At 55.6% G+C, this 17,876-nt stretch carries 13 protein-coding genes; 9 read left to right on the top strand and 4 right to left on the bottom strand.

Annotation, left to right across the window (positions count from 1 at the left end; genetic code table 11):
• Nucleotides 1-7 precede the first annotated feature (7 nt).
• A complete protein-coding gene (locus MUU46_RS03725) occupies nucleotides 8-1,162 on the bottom strand; it encodes a Gfo/Idh/MocA family protein (protein WP_159759423.1) in 1,155 nt (384 codons plus the stop codon).
• Between the two features lie 190 nt (nucleotides 1,163-1,352).
• On the opposite strand from MUU46_RS03725, the gene MUU46_RS03720 reads away from it, so the two are divergent.
• On the top strand, nucleotides 1,353-2,411 hold the full coding sequence (locus MUU46_RS03720; protein ID WP_159759421.1) for a LacI family DNA-binding transcriptional regulator: 1,059 nt from the start codon (nucleotides 1,353-1,355) through the stop codon (nucleotides 2,409-2,411).
• Between the two features lie 3 nt (nucleotides 2,412-2,414).
• Here the strand turns inward: MUU46_RS03720 and msrA are convergent, their stop codons facing one another.
• A complete protein-coding gene (gene msrA, locus MUU46_RS03715; RefSeq protein WP_258964797.1) occupies nucleotides 2,415-3,056 on the bottom strand; it encodes a peptide-methionine (S)-S-oxide reductase MsrA in 642 nt (213 codons plus the stop codon).
• Between the two features lie 212 nt (nucleotides 3,057-3,268).
• Here msrA and tamA point away from each other — a divergent pair, with 212 nt between their 5' ends.
• From tamA to MUU46_RS03700, 3 genes are read left to right on the top strand one after another with little or no spacing between them, the layout of a single operon-like run.
• A complete protein-coding gene (gene tamA, locus MUU46_RS03710) occupies nucleotides 3,269-5,002 on the top strand; it encodes an autotransporter assembly complex protein TamA (RefSeq protein WP_258964796.1) in 1,734 nt (577 codons plus the stop codon).
• On the top strand, nucleotides 4,999-8,775 hold the full coding sequence (tamB, locus tag MUU46_RS03705) for an autotransporter assembly complex protein TamB (protein WP_159759415.1): 3,777 nt from the start codon (nucleotides 4,999-5,001) through the stop codon (nucleotides 8,773-8,775). Before tamA ends, tamB begins: the two co-directional genes overlap by 4 nt.
• 2 nt (nucleotides 8,776-8,777) lie before the next feature.
• On the top strand, nucleotides 8,778-9,122 hold the full coding sequence (locus MUU46_RS03700; RefSeq protein WP_159759413.1) for a gamma-glutamylcyclotransferase family protein: 345 nt from the start codon (nucleotides 8,778-8,780) through the stop codon (nucleotides 9,120-9,122).
• Nucleotides 9,123-9,267: 145 nt separating this feature from the next.
• Here the strand turns inward: MUU46_RS03700 and ppa are convergent, their stop codons facing one another.
• On the bottom strand, nucleotides 9,268-9,795 hold the full coding sequence (gene ppa / locus MUU46_RS03695) for an inorganic diphosphatase (RefSeq protein WP_110510886.1): 528 nt from the start codon (nucleotides 9,793-9,795) through the stop codon (nucleotides 9,268-9,270).
• A 417-nt stretch (nucleotides 9,796-10,212) separates the two neighbouring features.
• On the opposite strand from ppa, the gene ytfQ reads away from it, so the two are divergent.
• The 5 genes from ytfQ to MUU46_RS03670 all read left to right on the top strand — a co-directional run bounded on the left by ytfQ (nucleotide 10,213) and on the right by MUU46_RS03670 (nucleotide 16,579).
• Nucleotides 10,213-11,169 carry a galactofuranose ABC transporter, galactofuranose-binding protein YtfQ gene (gene ytfQ / locus MUU46_RS03690; protein WP_159759411.1) on the top strand — a complete coding sequence of 319 codons (957 nt, stop codon included), beginning with the start codon at nucleotides 10,213-10,215 and terminating at the stop codon, nucleotides 11,167-11,169.
• Between the two features lie 216 nt (nucleotides 11,170-11,385).
• Nucleotides 11,386-12,891, top strand: a complete 1,506-nt coding sequence (gene ytfR / locus MUU46_RS03685) for a galactofuranose ABC transporter, ATP-binding protein YtfR (protein ID WP_159759409.1) — start codon at nucleotides 11,386-11,388, stop codon at nucleotides 12,889-12,891.
• A 10-nt stretch (nucleotides 12,892-12,901) separates the two neighbouring features.
• Nucleotides 12,902-13,927 carry a galactofuranose ABC transporter, ATP-binding protein YtfT gene (ytfT, locus tag MUU46_RS03680; protein ID WP_185153763.1) on the top strand — a complete coding sequence of 342 codons (1,026 nt, stop codon included), beginning with the start codon at nucleotides 12,902-12,904 and terminating at the stop codon, nucleotides 13,925-13,927.
• Nucleotides 13,914-14,915 carry a galactofuranose ABC transporter, permease protein YjfF gene (gene yjfF, locus MUU46_RS03675; protein ID WP_159759407.1) on the top strand — a complete coding sequence of 334 codons (1,002 nt, stop codon included), beginning with the start codon at nucleotides 13,914-13,916 and terminating at the stop codon, nucleotides 14,913-14,915. Before ytfT ends, yjfF begins: the two co-directional genes overlap by 14 nt.
• Before the next feature lie 95 nt (nucleotides 14,916-15,010).
• Nucleotides 15,011-16,579, top strand: a complete 1,569-nt coding sequence (locus MUU46_RS03670) for a methyl-accepting chemotaxis protein (RefSeq protein WP_258964795.1) — start codon at nucleotides 15,011-15,013, stop codon at nucleotides 16,577-16,579.
• 160 nt (nucleotides 16,580-16,739) lie between these two features.
• On the opposite strand, the gene fbp is transcribed toward MUU46_RS03670, so the two are convergent.
• Complete coding sequence (gene fbp / locus MUU46_RS03665) at nucleotides 16,740-17,738, bottom strand: class 1 fructose-bisphosphatase (RefSeq protein WP_159759403.1); 999 nt, start codon at nucleotides 17,736-17,738, stop codon at nucleotides 16,740-16,742.
• Between the last annotated feature and the right edge of the window lie 138 nt (nucleotides 17,739-17,876).

Raw genomic sequence — 17,876 nt, 5'->3', positions numbered from 1 at the left:
CTCCTAATTACCAGGTTCCGGAAGCGTCGAGGGTGCGGCTCTCGACGTGTTTTTCCACCGAGGCGGCGATGCGTTCGTCGAGCAACTGCTTGAATTGCTGCTCATCAAACGGCAAATCGACCCAGCCGTCGGTCCATGTTGAAAGGTGCATGGCGTTGGAAAGGGTCAGGCCGCGAATGCCTTCGAGGCCCGGAGCAATAAGGGGGGAACCGTGCAGAATAGCGGCACAGAAATTGGCGGTGATCACGTGATGTTCGCTGCATTCGGCGGCGACGGGGAGGGTGACTTCCCAGCACTCCGGCTCGCCAAAGCCGTTTTGCCAGCGGGCATTGAAGGCATCTTCAGATTCGCGCAGTCGCCAGAAGCGCAATTGGCCCTCTTCGACGACAATTTTGCCCCGGGTGCCCGCGATTTCAAGGCGGTTGGTGCCCGGCGTTTCCGCCACAGTGGTGATGAACACACCGGTCGCGCCGTTGGCATATTCAGCGTAGGCGGTGACTTCGTCTTCCACTTCAATCTGGCGGTGCTTGCCGAACTGGCAGAAGGCGCGCAGTCGTACCGGCATACCGACCAGCCACTGCCAGAGATCGAGCTGATGCGGATCCTGATTGAGCAGCACGCCGCCGCCTTCACCTTTCCATGTGGCGCGCCAGCCACCGGAGTTGTAGTAACTCTGCGAGCGATACCAGTTGGTGATGATCCAGTTAGAACGGCGGATGTCGCCAAGTTCGCCGCTGTCGATCAGGTCTTTGACCTTCTGATACAGCGGGTTAGGGCGCTGGTTGTACATGATGCCGAACACCACATCGCACTCGCGGGCGCAGGCGTTCATCTCCTTAACCTGCGCGGTGTAAACCCCTGCGGGTTTTTCGCACAGCGTATGAATGCCGTTTTGCATCGCCAGGATTGAGAGGCTCGGGTGATCGTAATGTGGCGTGGCGACGATCACCGCGTCGATAAGCCCGCTGCGTAGCATGTCGTAGGCGCTACTGAAGATGTCGACTTGTTCACCCACAATCTGGCGGATGGCGTCGTGCTTTTTATCGTCAATATCGCAAACCGCGGTCAGTCGCGCGTCTTTTACCGTGCCTGCCAGCAAATAGCGAGCATGAACCGTGCCGATATTACCCACACCAATAATGCCGAATCTTACGCTTTCCATGTCACACCTTATTCAGAGCTGATGGCTGATAAAACGAAAATAGGTAAGGGGATACGGACAGACAAAAGGAATTTGTGAGAATGCTCGCAGGCTAATTATCAATTTCACCTGCAACCAAAATTTCTGTTTTAAAATCAGATGACTGTCTCTGCAAAAATTTGCAGATATTGATTGCGAGCGAGGTCACATAATGTCCGGCAAGCTGAAAATGGACCAAATAGCGGCGGCAACAGGATATTCCGTCAGTACCGTTTCGCGAGTGCTAAGCGGAAAGTCGTATACCAGCGAGCAGGCGCGGGAGGCGATTGTTCGCTGTGCCAGAAAGCTCGGTGTGCTGGATGAACTCGCCAGCGGGCGGTTATTGATTAACGGCATTGCCGTATTTGCCCCGTCGAGAACCTTTACCGCCCGTGGGGATATTTTCTATCAGGAAGTGACCCGTGGGATTGCCGATGCAATTGAACCGCATGATGTGTATCTGACATTTTGTGGCCTGGAAGAACAGGACGCGGATATTAAAGTCTTTCTGGATAAAGCCAATAATAAGAATATTAACGCAATAATTATTATCGGCACCGACGATTCCACCGTCTTTAAGCTGGCGCAGACCCTGAATAAACCCTGCGTATTAATAAATACCAACGATAAAGAACGTATTCTTGATGCCGTTTCACCCGATCATCGCGCCATTGGTTTTAGCGCCATGCGTTACCTGTTCGAGCAAGGCCATCGGCGCGTGCTGTGTATGACCACTCTTCGGCGGGAAACGCTGTACGCCCGGCTGGATGGCATAAAAGAGGCCTATCGCCGCTATCACGTGCCGTTCAACGCGCAAAAGGATGTGATTATCACCGAAGGCTTTACCGCCGAGGAGTCCGAGAAGGCGCTGACTCAGTGGCTGGCAGAAACGCCACGTGAAGAGTGGCCACAGGTGATTTTCCCTGGCAGCACCAGCATGACCACCGGTGTGCAGCGCGTACTGGAGCATCACGGCCTGCGAGTTCCGGAAGATATTTCGCTGATAACCACTGATTTTCACTGGCGGCTCGACAACGAACTGACGAAGCCCATCACCAGCGTGACGGTGCCGTGTCGCGAACTGGGCGTGGAAGCGGTGCATTTACTGCAAAACCGGCTGAACCGGCAGGGCGCATCAGTGCTGAATGTGCTACTACAGGGGAAATTACAGGATACGGGAACGGTGAGTAACGCAACGCGGCATGCGGCCCGCGTTGCGATGGAGAGCTAGCGGTCAGGCGAGCTGTGGCGGTAAGCACACGCCAATGCCGCCGATGCCGCAATAGCCGTACGGATTTTTATGCAGGTACTGCTGGTGGTCGTCTTCCGCGTAGTAGAACGGTTTAGCGGTATCGATTTCAGTGGTAATGGTCCGGGAGTCATTGGCCTCGTTCATTGCCGCCTGGAAACGCTCCAGACTGGCGTGGGCCGCTTTCTCTTGCTCAGGCGTCAGCGGGTAAATTGCCGAGCGGTACTGGGTGCCTTTATCATTGCCCTGACGCATTCCTTGGGCCGGGTCATGATTTTCCCAGAACACATGTAACAATTGCTCATAGCTGATAACGGACGGGTCATAGACCACGCGAACCCCTTCGGCGTGACCGGTTTCGCCGGAGCACACTTCGCGGTAGGTTGGATTCGGTGTGTAGCCGCCGGTGTAGCCCGCAGCGGTGCTGTAGACGCCTGGCAGCTGCCAGAACAGGCGTTCAACGCCCCAGAAGCAGCCCATGGCGAACAGCGCGATTTCCATCCCTTGCGGAACATGAGTCATGGAATGCTCGTTAACGGCATGCAGCGCGGCGACAGGCATCGGCGTATTGCGACCGGGCAGCGCATCCGCTTGAGCGACAACGTGTTTTTTATCGAATAAACTCACGGTTTGGCCTCCGGATAAAGGAAATTGGGGTTAAGGTTGTCACAGCGCCTCACTTTGATGACAATAAAGGCGATGAATACGTCTAGATTTAAACATAAGAAATATTGAGGTGTACGTCTTTTTTTCAACCGGTAGTGTTGAAATTTTGTTAAGCCGTGGATCGGCTATTGCGTTTCCTGACGGGGTGGAAACAAGGATATTTGGGAGAAAACGTGCCACAAATTCGCCAGTTATGTTGGGCCAGTCTGTTTCTGGTCAGTGGTGTTGCCGGGGCGGCAAACATACGTTTACAGGTAGATGGACTTTCTGGAGAGCTGCTCAAAAACGTGCGCGCGCAGCTGTCAACGATTGAAAGCGAAGAGGTCACTCCGGATCGCCGCTTCCGTGCGCGTGTGGATGACTCCATTCGTGCAGGCCTTAAAGCTCTGGGCTATTACGAACCTCAGATTGATTTCGAACTGAAGCCTGCACCGGCCAAAGGCCGCCAGGTTCTGTTGGCGCACGTCAAACCAGGTGAACCAGTACGCATTGGTGGCACCGACGTGATTTTGCGCGGCGGCGCACGTAATGACAGAGACTATCTGGATTTACTGAAAAAACGCCCGGCGATAGGGACGATTCTGGACCACGCCGATTACGACGGCTTCAAAAAATCGCTCACCGGCGTCTCGTTGCGTAAGGGCTACTTCGACAGCGAGTTCAAAAAGAGCCAGCTCGGCGTGTCGCTCGACCGCCATCAGGCATTTTGGGATATCGATTATGACAGCGGCGAGCGTTATCGCTTTGGCGCCGTCACGTTCCAGGGTTCGCAGATCCAGGATCGTTATCTGCAAAATCTGGTGCCGTTCAAAGAGGGGGATTATTACACCTCCGATGATTTGGCTGAGCTGAACCGCCGCCTTTCCGCGACCGGCTGGTTTAACTCGGTGGTTGTGGCACCAGAATTTGATAAAGCGCGAAAAACTAAAGTGCTGCCGTTGAGCGGCGTGGTGTCTCCGCGTACTAAAAACACCCTCGAAACCGGTGTCGGTTATTCCACCGACGTGGGCCCACGCGTCAAAGCCTCGTGGAACAAGCCGTGGATGAACTCCTACGGCCACAGCCTGACTACCGATCTCAGTCTGTCTGCGCCCGAGCAGCAGCTTGATTTCTCCTACAAAATCCCGCTGTTGAAGAACCCGCTGGAGCAGTATTACTTGCTGCAGGGCGGCTTCAAACGCACCGATTTGAACGATACCGAATCCGACTCGACCACGCTCGGCGTGTCGCGTTATTGGGATCTCTCCAGCGGCTGGCAGCGCGCCATCAACCTGCGCTGGAGCCTCGACCACTTTACGCAGGCTAACGTCACCAACACCACCATGCTGCTTTACCCGGGCGTGATGATCAGCCGTACCCGTTCACGCGGGGGTCTGATGCCAAGCTGGGGCGATTCGCAGCGCTATTCGGTGGATGTCTCCAACGGTGCGTGGGGTTCAGACGTCGATTTCGTGGTCGCTCAGGCACAAAATACCTGGATTCGCACAATTTACGATCGCCATCGCTTTGTGGTGCGCGGCAACATCGGCTGGATTGAAACCGGTGACTTCGACCGGGTTCCACCCGATCTGCGTTTCTTCGCCGGGGGCGACCGCAGCATTCGCGGCTATAAATACGAATCCATCTCGCCAAAAAATGCCGACGGTAAACTCACCGGTGCCTCGCGCCTGGCCACTGGTTCCCTAGAATATCAGTATAACGTGACCGGTAAATGGTGGGGCGCGGTGTTCGTCGACAGCGGCGAAGCGGTGAATGACTTCCGCGACAATGATTTCAAAACCGGTGCAGGCATCGGCGTGCGCTGGCAGTCGCCAGTCGGCCCGGTCAAACTCGATATTGCTGCTCCGGTCGGCGATAAAGAAGAGCACGGTTTACAGTTCTACATCGGTCTGGGGCCAGAATTATGAGTTTATGGAAGAAGATTAGCCTCGGCGTCCTGGTGTTTATCATCCTGCTGCTGGGGACAGTGGCGTTCCTGGTCGGCACGACTACCGGTCTGCATTTGGTATTTAAAGCCGCTGACCGCTGGGTGCCTGGGCTTTCTATCGGCCAAGTGGTTGGTGGCTGGAAAAATTTGACCGTTAAAAACCTGCGTTACGAGCAGCCTGGCGTGGCGGTCGATGCCGGGCAATTCCATCTGGCGGTGAACACGTCCTGCCTATGGGACAGCAGCCTGTGCGTGAATGACCTTTCGCTTGCCAACGTGAACGTGGCTATCGACAGCAAAAAGATGCCGCCGTCGGCGCCAGCGGTGGAAGAGGACAGTGGGCCACTGAACCTCTCGACGCCGTATCCGATTACACTCAGCCGGGTCGCGCTGAACAACGTCAACATCAAAATCGACGACACCACGGTGTCGGTGATGGATTTCACCTCCGGCCTGACCTGGCAGGAGAAAAACCTGACGTTGAAACCAACGTCACTGCAAGGGCTGCTGATTGCGCTGCCGAAAGTGGCGAAAGTGGCGCAGGAACAGGTGGTTGAACCGAAAATCGACAAGCCGAAGCCGGATGAAAAACCGCTCGGTGAAACGATGAAAGACTTGTTCTCGAAGCCTGTTTTGCCTGAAATGACCGATGTGCATCTGCCGCTAAACCTGAACATTCAGGAATTCCGCGGCGAGCAGCTGCGTCTGACCGGCGATACCGATTTAACGGTCTATAAACTGCTGCTGAAAGTCAGCAGTATCGACGGCAACATGAAGCTCGACGCGTTGGACGTGGATTCGAGCCAGGGTACGGTCAACGCCACCGGTACTGCGAAATTGCAGGATGACTGGCCGGTGGATTTAACCCTCAACAGCACCCTGAATATCGACCCGGTGAAGGGCGAAAAAATCAAAATGAAGATTGGCGGCGACGTGCGTAAGCAGCTCGACGTCGGGATCAATCTTTCCGGGCCGGTGGACGTGGGCATTCGCGCTCAGGCGCAGCTGGCCGAAGCCGGGCTGCCGCTGAATCTCGAAGTGCTCAGTAAACAGCTTTACTGGCCGTTTACCGGCGAAAAGCAATATCAGGCCGATAACGTAAAACTCAAGCTTAGTGGCAAGATGACCGACTATACGCTGTCGTTCGCGACGGCGGTAAAAGGGCAGGGTCTACCGCCAGCCACGATTACTCTGGACGCGAAGGGCAACGAGCAGCAAGTCAATCTCGACAAGCTGACCATCGCGGCGCTGGAAGGGAAAACCGAGCTGAAGGCGTTACTTGACTGGCAGCAGGCGATCAGCTGGCGCGGCGAGCTGAAGTTAGACGGCATCAATACCGCCAAGGAAGTGCCGGACTGGCCAGCGAAGCTCAACGGTCTGATTAAAACCAGTGGTAGCCTGTACGGCGGCAGCTGGCAGGTAGATGTGCCGGAACTGAAACTCACCGGTAACGTGAAGCAGAATAAGGTTAACGTCGACGGTAAGCTTTCCGGTAACAGCTATCTGCAATGGAAAATTCCCGGCCTGCATCTCGAACTGGGGCGTAACAGCGCTGACGTGAAGGGCGAACTGGGCGTGAAAGAGCTGAACCTCGACGCCACCATCGACGCGCCGGGGCTGGATAACGCGCTGCCGGGACTCGGCGGCACGGCGAAAGGGCTACTGAAAGTGCGTGGCACCGTGGATGCGCCGCAATTGTTGGCGGACATCACTGCCCGAAATCTGCGCTGGCAGGCGCTTTCCGTCGCCCAGGCCACCATTAAAGGTGATGTAAAATCGACGGACCAGATCGGTGGCAATCTCGACGTGCGCGTGAACGGCATCGCGCAGCCGGGCGTGAACATTAGTCAGGTGCTGCTCACCGCCAAAGGTGATGAAAAGCAGCACAAGCTAGAGCTGAAAATGCAGGGCGATCCGGTTTCCGGTCAGCTTGAACTGGCGGGCAGCTTCGACAGGAAAGAGCAACGCTGGAAAGGCACGCTGAGCAATACACGTTTTCAGACGCCGGTAGGCCCGGTATCTCTTTCGCGGGCGATTGCGCTCGATTACCGTAATCAGGAACAGAAAATCAGCATCGGGCCACACTGCTGGACTAACCCGAACGCCGAACTGTGCGTGCCGCAAACCATTGATGCCGGTGCCGCGGGGCACGCGGTGGTGAATCTCAACCGCTTCGACCTGGCGATGCTTAAACCGTTTATGCCAGACGCCACGCAGGCCAGCGGTGTGTTCACGGGGAACGCCGATGTCAGTTGGGACACCACCAAAGAAGGGCTGCCGCAGGGCAAAGTGAGCCTTTCCGGGCGCAATGTGAAGGTTACCCAAACGGTGAATGATGCGGCGCTGCCGGTGGCGTTTGATACGCTCAATCTGAATGCCGATTTGCACAACAACCGTGCGCAGCTGGGCTGGACGATTCGCCTGACTAACAACGGCCAACTCGACGGGCAGATTGACATCACCGACCCGCAAGGGCGGCGCAATCTCGGCGGTAACGTCAATATCCGCAACTTCTCGCTGGCGATGATTAACCCTATCTTCGCGCGCGGTGAAAAAGCCGCGGGTACGTTGAACGCGAATCTGCGTTTGGGCGGTGACCTGCAAAGCCCGCAGCTGTTCGGCCAATTGCAGCTCACCGGACTGGATATCGACGGTAACTTTATGCCGTTCGACATGCAGCCGAGTCGGGTGGCGATGAACTTCAACGGCACGCGCTCGACGCTGGATGGTGTGATTGCCACGCAGCAGGGGCAGATTAGCCTCAGCGGCAACGCTGACTGGACGCAAATCGACAACTGGCGTGCGCAGGTGGCGGCGAAAGGCAGCCGGGTGCGCATCACCGTGCCGCCGATGGTACGCCTCGATGTATCTCCGGACGTGGTCTTTACCGCCACGCCAAGCCTGTTCACGCTCGACGGTAACGTAGACGTGCCGTGGGCGCGCATCGTGGTGCATGACGTGCCGGAAAGCGCCGTGGGCGTTTCCAGCGACGAAGTGATGCTCGATAAAGATCTCAAACCGGTGAATCCGAAGTCCGCAGGCATTCCTATCAACAGCAACCTGACGATTCACGTCGGCAATAACGTGCGTCTGGATGCGTTTGGTCTGAAGGCGCGCCTGACCGGTGACCTGAAAGTGGCGCAGGATAGCCACGGTCTGGGTCTCAACGGGCAGATTAACATTCCGGAAGGCCGTTTCCACGCCTACGGCCAGGACCTGATCGTGCGCAAAGGGATCTTGTTGTTCTCTGGCCCGCCGGATCAGCCTATGCTCAATATTGAAGCCATTCGTAACCCTGAGGCCACCGAAGACAACGTGACTGCCGGGGTACGAGTGACCGGAATGGCGGACCAGCCGAAGGCCGAAATCTTCTCTGACCCGGCGATGTCTCAGCAGGCCGCGCTCTCGTACCTATTACGCGGACAGGGGCTCGACAGCGAACAGGGCGACGGCGCGGCAATGACTTCCGCACTGGTTGGTTTGGGGGTTGCACAAAGTGGGCAGATTGTGGGTAAAATCGGCGAGACGTTTGGCGTCAGCAATCTGGCTCTGGATACCGCTGGAGTAGGGGACTCCTCTCAGGTCGTGGTCAGCGGCTATATCGCGCCGGGCTTGCAGGTAAAATATGGTGTGGGAATTTTTGACTCTCTGGCAACACTCACGTTACGCTATCGCCTAATGCCCAAGCTTTATCTTGAAGCGGTGTCCGGCATAGACCAGGCACTTGATCTGCTCTATCAGTTTGAGTTTTAGCAATGCGAATATTTGTTTACGGCAGTTTACGGCGCAAACAAGGCAACAGCCACTGGATGACCAACGCTCAGTGGCTGGGCGATCATAGCGTCGATAACTATCAGCTCTACAGCCTGGGCCACTATCCAGGCGCGGTACCCGGCGACGGGACTGTAGCGGGTGAAGTGTATCGTATCGACGCCTCGACGCTCGCCGAGCTTGATGCGCTGCGCACTAAAGGCGGTGAGTACGCACGCCATTTAATCCAGACACCGTACGGTAGCGCGTGGATGTACGTCTACCAGCGTCCGGTGACCGGATTCATTCGTATAGAAACCGGCAACTGGCTGGACAAAGATAAGTTCTGAATGAATAACGCCACCCTCGGGTGGCGTTATTTTTTGCACCCTTCTGAAGAAATTCCTGCATCATTTTCGACATTTCATCTCTTTTCTGAAACGTACAAACAAAAACACCGCCCGTAGGCGGTGTCTTGCTTCACGACGCTAAGAATTATTTCTTAGCGCGTTCGAAGGAGGCGATGATTTCTGCTTTCGCAGCTTCAGCGTTATCCCAGCCTTCAACTTTAACCCATTTGCCTTTCTCGAGCGCTTTGTACTGCTCGAAGAAGTGGGAGATCTGCGCTTTCAGCAGTTCTGGCAGGTCGTTCACATCTTTGATGTGATCATATTCTTTGCTCAGTTTGGTGTGCGGTACCGCAACCAGTTTCGCATCTTCACCGGCTTCGTCGGTCATTTTCAGAACGCCAACTGGACGGCAACGGATCACAGAACCCGGCTGCAGTGGGTATGGCGTTGGGACCAGTACGTCAACCGGGTCACCGTCCAGAGACAGGGTGTGGTTGATGTAACCGTAGTTGCACGGATAGAACATCGCGGTAGACATGAAACGGTCAACGAACAGCGCGCCGGTGTCTTTATCAATTTCATATTTGATAGGGTCAGCGTTGGCTGGAATTTCGATAACAACGTAGATGTCTTCTGGCAAGTCTTTGCCCGCAGGGACGTTGAGTAAGCTCATGTCTTTTTCCTTTAATCTGGTGTCATTCAAGTGCCCGGTATTATAGCCAACTCGAGGTAAATGTCTCCGCTTCTTTTCAGCCGCAGAAGGCCTTCAGACCGTTTTTCAGAGCCTTTAACCAGGTGATAAATCCATAAACCCAGCCACTTCATGAATAAGTTTGTGGAAGCGCTTACAAATTACCCTTTCTCTTTTTGGAAGTGTGATGTAACGCATCACGTTACATTTCCCATTGTCTATAGTTTTTCGGCAGATGACTATTTTGTACCCTAAATAGTTCGAGTTGCAGGAAGGCGGCGAGTGAGTGATGCCCAGCAGCTTACTAGAGTAAGCGGCTGGGGTGAGGGAGTGCGGCCAACGCACATGCCGCTCGAAATATGATGAGTAAACAGATAATAACCCGAAGAGGATACCTTTATGTGGAAGCGCTTACTTCTTGTCTCGGCTGTTTCTGCAGCCATGTCGTCTATGGCGATGGCTGCCCCTTTAACTGTAGGATTTTCGCAGGTCGGGTCGGAATCCGGCTGGCGTGCTGCTGAAACCAGCGTGGCCAAGAGTGAAGCTGAAAAACGCGGCATCACCTTGAAAATTGCTGATGGTCAGCAAAAACAAGAAAACCAAATCAAGGCAGTACGTTCATTTATCGCCCAAGGCGTGGATGCAATTTTCATCGCGCCGGTGGTGGCAACGGGCTGGGAGCCGGTGCTGAAAGAAGCGAAACAGGCAAAAATCCCGGTATTCCTGCTCGACCGTTCCATTGATGTGAAAGACAAGTCGCTCTACATGACCACCGTGACGGCTGACAACGTGCTGGAAGGCAAGCTGATTGGCGACTGGCTGGTGAAAACCGAAGCCGGCAAACCGTGTAACGTCGTGGAATTGCAGGGTACGGTCGGGGCGAGCGTGGCTATCGATCGTAAGAAAGGCTTTGCAGAAGCCGTGGCGAAAGCGCCAAACATCAAAATCATTCGTTCTCAGTCCGGCGACTTTACCCGCAGCAAAGGTAAAGAAGTCATGGAAAGCTTCATCAAAGCGGAAAATAACGGCAAAAACATCTGCATGGTTTACGCCCATAACGATGACATGGCGATCGGTGCCATTCAGGCCATCAAAGAAGCGGGCCTGAAACCGGGCAAAGATATCCTGACCGGCTCTATCGACGGCGTGCCGGATATCTATAAAGCGATGCTGGCCGACGAAGCCAACGCCAACGTTGAGCTGACGCCAAACATGGCGGGCCCGGCGTTTGATGCACTTGAGAAGTTCAAGAAAGACGGCACCATGCCACCGAAGCTGACGCTGACCCACTCGCAGCTTTACCTGAAAGACAGCGCTCAAGCGCAGCTGGATAAGAAAAAAGACATGGGCTATTGAGTTGTATTCCCCCTCATCCTCGCTGCTCTGCGCAGTTTGTTGTTCTCCCTCTCCCGCGGGGAGAGGGCTGGGGCTGAGGGTGCAGTCGACACCGTAGCTTGTTTTCCTTCGCCCTAATCCTTTCCCTTGAGGGGAGATGAAGCCGGTTAACACCGCGTGTTTCATCTCCTTTTTCGGGAGCGGGTTGGGGTGAAGGGCATTTTCAGGGGACTGATAATGACTGACGTAACCCATAACCAGGATATTTTGCGCACGGAAGGCTTGAGTAAATTTTTCCCCGGTGTGAAAGCGCTGGATAACGTGGATTTCAGCCTGCGTCGCGGCGAAATCATGGCCCTTCTCGGCGAAAATGGCGCCGGAAAATCGACCCTCATTAAAGCGCTGACCGGTGTTTATCACGCCGATCGCGGCACTATCTGGCTGGAAGGCGACACTATCTCGCCAAAAAACACCGCCCACGCCCAACAGCTGGGCATCGGCACGGTGTATCAGGAAGTAAACCTGCTGCCCAACATGTCGGTGGCGGACAATCTGTTTATTGGCCGCGAACCACGGCGATTCGGTTTACTGCAACGTAAAGAGATGGAAAAGCGCGCCACCGCGCTGATGGCCTCTTACGGCTTTTCCCTCGATGTCCGTGAACCGCTGAATCGCTTTTCGGTGGCGATGCAGCAAATCGTCGCGATTTGCCGCGCCATCGATTTATCGGCCAGAGTGCTTATCCTTGATGAACCGACCGCCAGCCTCGATACCCAGGAAGTGGAAATGCTGTTCACTCTGATGCGCCAACTGCGCGATCAGGGCGTCAGCCTGATTTTCGTCACTCATTTTCTCGATCAGGTTTATCAGGTCAGCGACCGCATCACGGTGCTGCGCAACGGCAGTTTTGTCGGCTGCAAAGAAACCAAAGAATTACCGCAAATTGAGCTGATCAAAATGATGCTCGGCCGCGAGCTGGACAACAACGCCCTGCAACGCGCGGGCCGTACGCTGCTGAGCGACAAACCGGTGGCGGCGTTTAAAGGCTATGGCAAAAAAGGCGTCATTGAACCGTTCGATTTGCAGGTACGCCCTGGTGAAATTGTTGGCCTGGCTGGGCTGCTCGGCTCCGGGCGCACCGAAACCGCAGAAGTCATATTCGGCATCAAACCGTCCGACAGCGGCAGCGCGGAAATCAAAGGCAAGCCGCAAACGCTGCGATCCCCGCATCAGGCCTCGTGTCTTGGCATTGGTTTTTGCCCGGAAGACAGGAAAACCGACGGCATTATCGCCGCTGCTTCGGTGCGCGAAAACATCATTCTGGCGCTCCAGGCCCAGCGTGGCTGGCTGCGGCCAATTCCGCGTCGTGAACAAAATGAGATTGCCGAACGCTTCATTCGCCAACTGGGGATCCGCACGCCCAGTGCGGAGCAGCCGATCGAGTTTCTTTCTGGCGGCAACCAGCAAAAGGTCTTGTTGTCACGCTGGCTGCTGACGCGCCCGCAGTTCCTGATCCTCGACGAACCCACGCGCGGGATCGACGTCGGTGCACACGCGGAGATCATTCGTCTGATCGAAACGCTGTGTGCCGATGGCCTCGCGCTGCTGGTCATTTCGTCGGAGTTGGAAGAGCTGGTGGGCTATGCGGATCGGGTCATTATTTTACGCGATCGGAAACAGGTAGCAGAGATCCCGCTGGATGCGCTGTCGGTTCCGGCGATCATGAATGCAATTGCGGCATAAGGAGTACGACGTGATGCCACAATCTCTTCCTCAAACTGAACGGCCAAAACGCCGTTTCCGTTGGCCCACGGGCATGCCGCAAATCGCGGCATTGATCCTGGTATTGGTGGTCGACAGCATTGTTTCGCCACATTTTTTCCAGGTGATATTACAGGACGGTCGCCTGTTCGGCAGCCCAATAGACATTCTTAACCGCGCGGCTCCGGTGGCGCTCTTGGCAATCGGTATGACGCTGGTGATTGCCACCGGCGGCATAGACTTGTCGGTCGGCGCAGTGATGGCGATTGCTGGGGCTACGGCGGCATCGATGGAAGTTGCCGGGCACAGTTTGCCAATGGTGCTGTTGGCGTCGCTGGCGACAGGCGTGCTGGCCGGGCTGTGGAACGGCATTCTGGTTGCCATTCTTAAGATCCAACCGTTTGTCGCGACGCTGATTTTAATGGTGGCCGGACGCGGCGTGGCGCAGTTGATCACCGGCGGGCAAATCGTGACGTTTGATTCGGATTCCCTCGCCTGGTTTGGTAGCGGCAAATTATTGCTGTTCCCGACACCGGTGATTATCTCGCTGATTACGCTGGTGGTCTTCTGGCTGTTCACCCGTAAAACGGCGCTGGGAATGTTTATCGAAGCGGTAGGGATTAACATCCGCGCGGCGAAAAACGCCGGGGTGAATACCCGCATCGTGGTGATGCTGACCTACGTCTTGAGCGGCGTGTGTGCCGCCATTGCCGGGGTGATTGTCGCGGCGGATATTCGCGGGGCAGATGCCAACAACGCCGGGTTGTGGCTGGAACTGGACGCCATTCTGGCCGTGGTGATTGGCGGGGGTTCGCTGATGGGCGGCCGCTTTAACCTGCTGCTGTCGGTGATTGGCGCGTTGATTATCCAGGGCATGAATACCGGGATTTTGCTGTCGGGTTTCCAGCCGGAGCTCAATCAGGTGGTGAAAGCGGTGGTGGTGCTGTGCGTGCTGGTGGTCCAGTCGCCGCGCTTTATCAGCTTACTGAAAGGAGTGCGCGGCCATGATAAAACGTAACTTGCCGCTGATGATCACCCTCGGGGTGTTTATCCTCGGTTATCTCTATTGCCTGACGCAGTTCCCGGCTTTTGCCTCGACTCGCGTGATTTGCAATATCCTCACCGATAACGCTTTTCTCGGGATCATCGCCGTCGGCATGACCTTTGTGATCCTCTCTGGTGGGATCGATCTGTCGGTCGGCTCGGTGATCGCCTTTACCGGCGTGTTTCTCGCCAAGGCGATCGGCTTCTGGGGATTATCACCGCTGGTGGCGTTCCCACTGGTGCTCCTGATGGGCTGCGCGTTCGGTGCGTTTATGGGCCTACTGATTGATGCTCTGAAAATCCCGGCGTTTATCATCACCCTGGCCGGCATGTTCTTCCTGCGTGGCGTCAGTTATCTGGTGTCAGAAGAGTCGATCCCGATTAACCACCCCATTTACGATTCGCTATCAGACATGGCGTGGATGATCCCCGGCGGCGGGCGCCTGAGCGCCATGGGTGTGCTGATGCTGCTGGTGGTCGTTGCGGGAATGTTTGTCGCTCACCGCACGCGTTTCGGTAATCAGGTGTATGCCATCGGAGGCAGCGCGGTGTCGGCCAACCTGATGGGGATTTCTACCCGCAGTACCACTATCCGCATTTACATGCTGTCGACGGGTCTGGCTACGCTTGCCGGGATCGTCTTCTCTGTTTACACCCAAGCCGGTTACGCGCTGGCAGGAATGGGCGTGGAGCTGGATGCGATTGCCTCAGTGGTGATTGGTGGCACGCTACTCAGCGGCGGCGTGGGCACGGTGCTCGGCACGCTGTTTGGCGTCGGCATTCAGGGGCTGATTCAGACCTACATCAACTTCGACGGCACGCTCAGTTCGTGGTGGACCAAAATCGCCATCGGTATTTTGCTGTTCATCTTTATCGCCCTGCAACGCGGCTTGACCGTGCTGTGGGAAAGCCGCCAGAGCTCGACGGTGACCCGCATCCCGGTGGCGATAACAAAACAATAACATACTGAATTTACTGATAACCCTAAAGTCATTCCGGTAGCAGCCGATACTGTCTGTTTACGCCCAAAAGTCTCTTTGCTACCGGGAATGACATCATGCTGAAAAAGCTTTCAATCCGTACCGGCCTGCTTTCTTTACTGGCCGTGATGACCCTTCTTCTGCTGCTGGTCAGCGGCATGGGTATTTACGCACTCACCAAAAGTTCGTCTTCTCTCACGCGCATTAATCACCTACAGGGTGAGCAACTTGTCCAGCTCAACAAGGGCTATACGCTTATTCTGCGCGCGCGGAACGAAGCGGGTCAGGCGGTCCGGTTGATGGAAATAGGGATGCTCGACGACGCGGCAAAATCGGTACAAAACATCAATCGTGAAGTCACGACGGCGCAGAAAGCGCTGACCGACGTGATTGCCTCGACGATCGACGATAAGCAGGGCGCGCAGCTGCTGGCGAAGGTGGCAAAAAGCTACGCCGCCTATAACCAACAGGGCATCACGCCGATGCTGGCGGCACTGAATCAGCAAAGTGCAGACAGCTATTACGATCTGCTGGAAAATCATCTGATCCCGGTTTCCCGCCAATTTGATAACGACATGCAGGCGTTTCAGACGTGGGTAGACAGCCGTGGGCAGGCCGAAGTGAACGTGGTCCAAAAGAGTAAAAACCGGGTGATGACGTTGATGATTATCGCCATTCTGCTGACTGCGGGCGTGATTGTGCTGGCCTGGCTGGCGCTGCGCAACATGCTGCTCAAGCCGCTGAACACCGCGATTGTGCAGCTCGAACAGGTGGCGGCGGGCAATCTGACCCACAGCGACAATGCGCCGGTCAGCCGGGAGATTAACCGTCTGAACGCGGCGATAAGCGAAATGCGTGAATCGCTGATGGGTTCGGTTCTGCGAGTGCGCGATGCCAGTTCGCAGATTGATATCGGCAGCCGCGAGCTGACCGCGGGCAACAATAATCTGGCGCAGCGCACCGAATCCACGGCGACTTCGCTGGAGCAAACGGCGGCGAGCATGGAGCAAATAACTGCGACGGTGAAACAGAACGCCGACAACGCCGAGCAGGCGCACCAGCTGGCGAAAACGGTGTCGGATACCGCCGATCGCGGCAGCGAAATGGTGTGTTATGTCATTGAGAAAATGCGCGATATTTCCGGCAGCTCCAGCCGCATCGGTGACATCCTTAGCGTGATTGACGGGATTGCCTTCCAGACTAATATTCTGGCGCTGAATGCGTCTGTCGAAGCGGCACGCGCCGGTGAACAGGGGCGTGGGTTTGCAGTGGTGGCGGGTGAAGTGCGTAATCTGGCGAGCCGCAGCGCTGACGCAGCGAAAGAAATCCGCACCCTGATCAGTGATTCACAAACCCACGTCAGTGAAGGCAGCGAGCTGGCGCAGCAGGCCGGGGAAACGATGGACGAAATTGCGTCAGAAGTGATGCGAATGACTAAACTGATGCGCGAAATTGCCAGCGCGTCGCAGGAGCAGAGTCGTGGCATTGAGCAGGTAAATATTGCGGTGATTCAGATGGATGAAACCGCGCAGCAGAATGCGGCGCTGGTGCAGCAGTCTTCCGCCGCCACCCGCTCGCTGGAAGAGCAGTCCCGCGAACTGATGGAAGCAATGGCGTCGTTCAGGTTACAGACTCAGGCGGCGTAGCTATCGTCTGATGCCCTCTCCCTAACCCTCTCCCACAGGGAGAGGGAACCTATCGGTATTTTGTTGTCAGTCTTTCACTCAGGAAGAAGGGCGCTGCCGATTTTTCGTTTTCTCCCTCTCCCTCAGGGAGAGGGTCGGGGAGAGGGGAAACGCAAACCGATTACGCCTCCGGGAACTCGCGAATTAAGCGTTCCACATCGTCGACCATATGCTCGTTACCGACGAAGAACGGACGGCGCTGGTGCAGCGTATCCGGAACGATATCCAGAATGCGGTCTTTACCGTCGCTGGCCTTACCGCCCGCCTGCTCGGCAAGGAAGGCCATCGGGTTGCATTCGTACAGCAGACGCAGTTTCCCTTCCGGGTGGCTGGCGGTGCTTGGGTACAAATAAATGCCACCCTTCAGCAGGTTACGGTGGAAATCTGCCACCAGTGAGCCAATGTAGCGCGAGGTATACGGGCGCTGGGTGTTCTTATCTTCTTCCTGACAGAACTTCAGATACTTCTTCACGCCCATCGGGAATTTGATGTAGTTGCCTTCGTTGATCGAATAGGTGTTGCCCTTATTCGGGAAGCGCATGCGCTCCTGGCACAGGCAGAATACGCCGAGCGAAGGGTCGTAGGTGAAGGCGTGCACGCCGCAGCCGGTGGTGTACACCAGCATGGTCGAGGAGCCGTAAACCACGTAACCCGCCGCGACCTGTTTATTGCCGGGTTGCAGGAAATCTTCTTCAGTTACCGGTGTGCCGACAGGCGTCACGCGACGGTAGATGGAGAAAATGGTGCCGACGGAGACGTTAACATCGATGTTGGACGAACCGTCCAGTGGATCCATCAACACCACGTATTTGGCGTGCTCGCAGCCGTCGAAAACAACAATGTCGTCTTCTTCTTCGGAGGCAATCCCGGCCACGATATCACGGGCTCTCAGTGCGGCTTTCAGCTTTTCATTGGCGAACAGGTCCAGCTTCTGCTGCGTTTCGCCCTGAATATTTTCAGCCCCGCTGGCACCCAGGATATCGACCAGACCGGCCTTGTTGATATCGCGGTGGATGATCTTGGCGCCGAGCTTTATTGCCGACAGCAAAGCAGTGAGCTCCCCGGTCGCATGAGAGAACTCGTGCTGCTTTTCGACAATAAATTCACCTAACGTTTTCATAACACTTTCCCTGCATTTGATGTTGAGTAAAGCGGTTAATGTCCAACAATCTTAACAAACATTCAAAATCCCGCGTAATGGTGAATCGCGCCAGCAAATTACGGAATTAACCGAAATGCGTTTCTTAGCCCGCTCACA

This window comes from Scandinavium tedordense (assembly GCF_024764965.1).
Lineage (GTDB): Bacteria > Pseudomonadota > Gammaproteobacteria > Enterobacterales > Enterobacteriaceae > Scandinavium > Scandinavium tedordense.
This window is presented reverse-complemented; position numbering and strand designations above follow the sequence as displayed.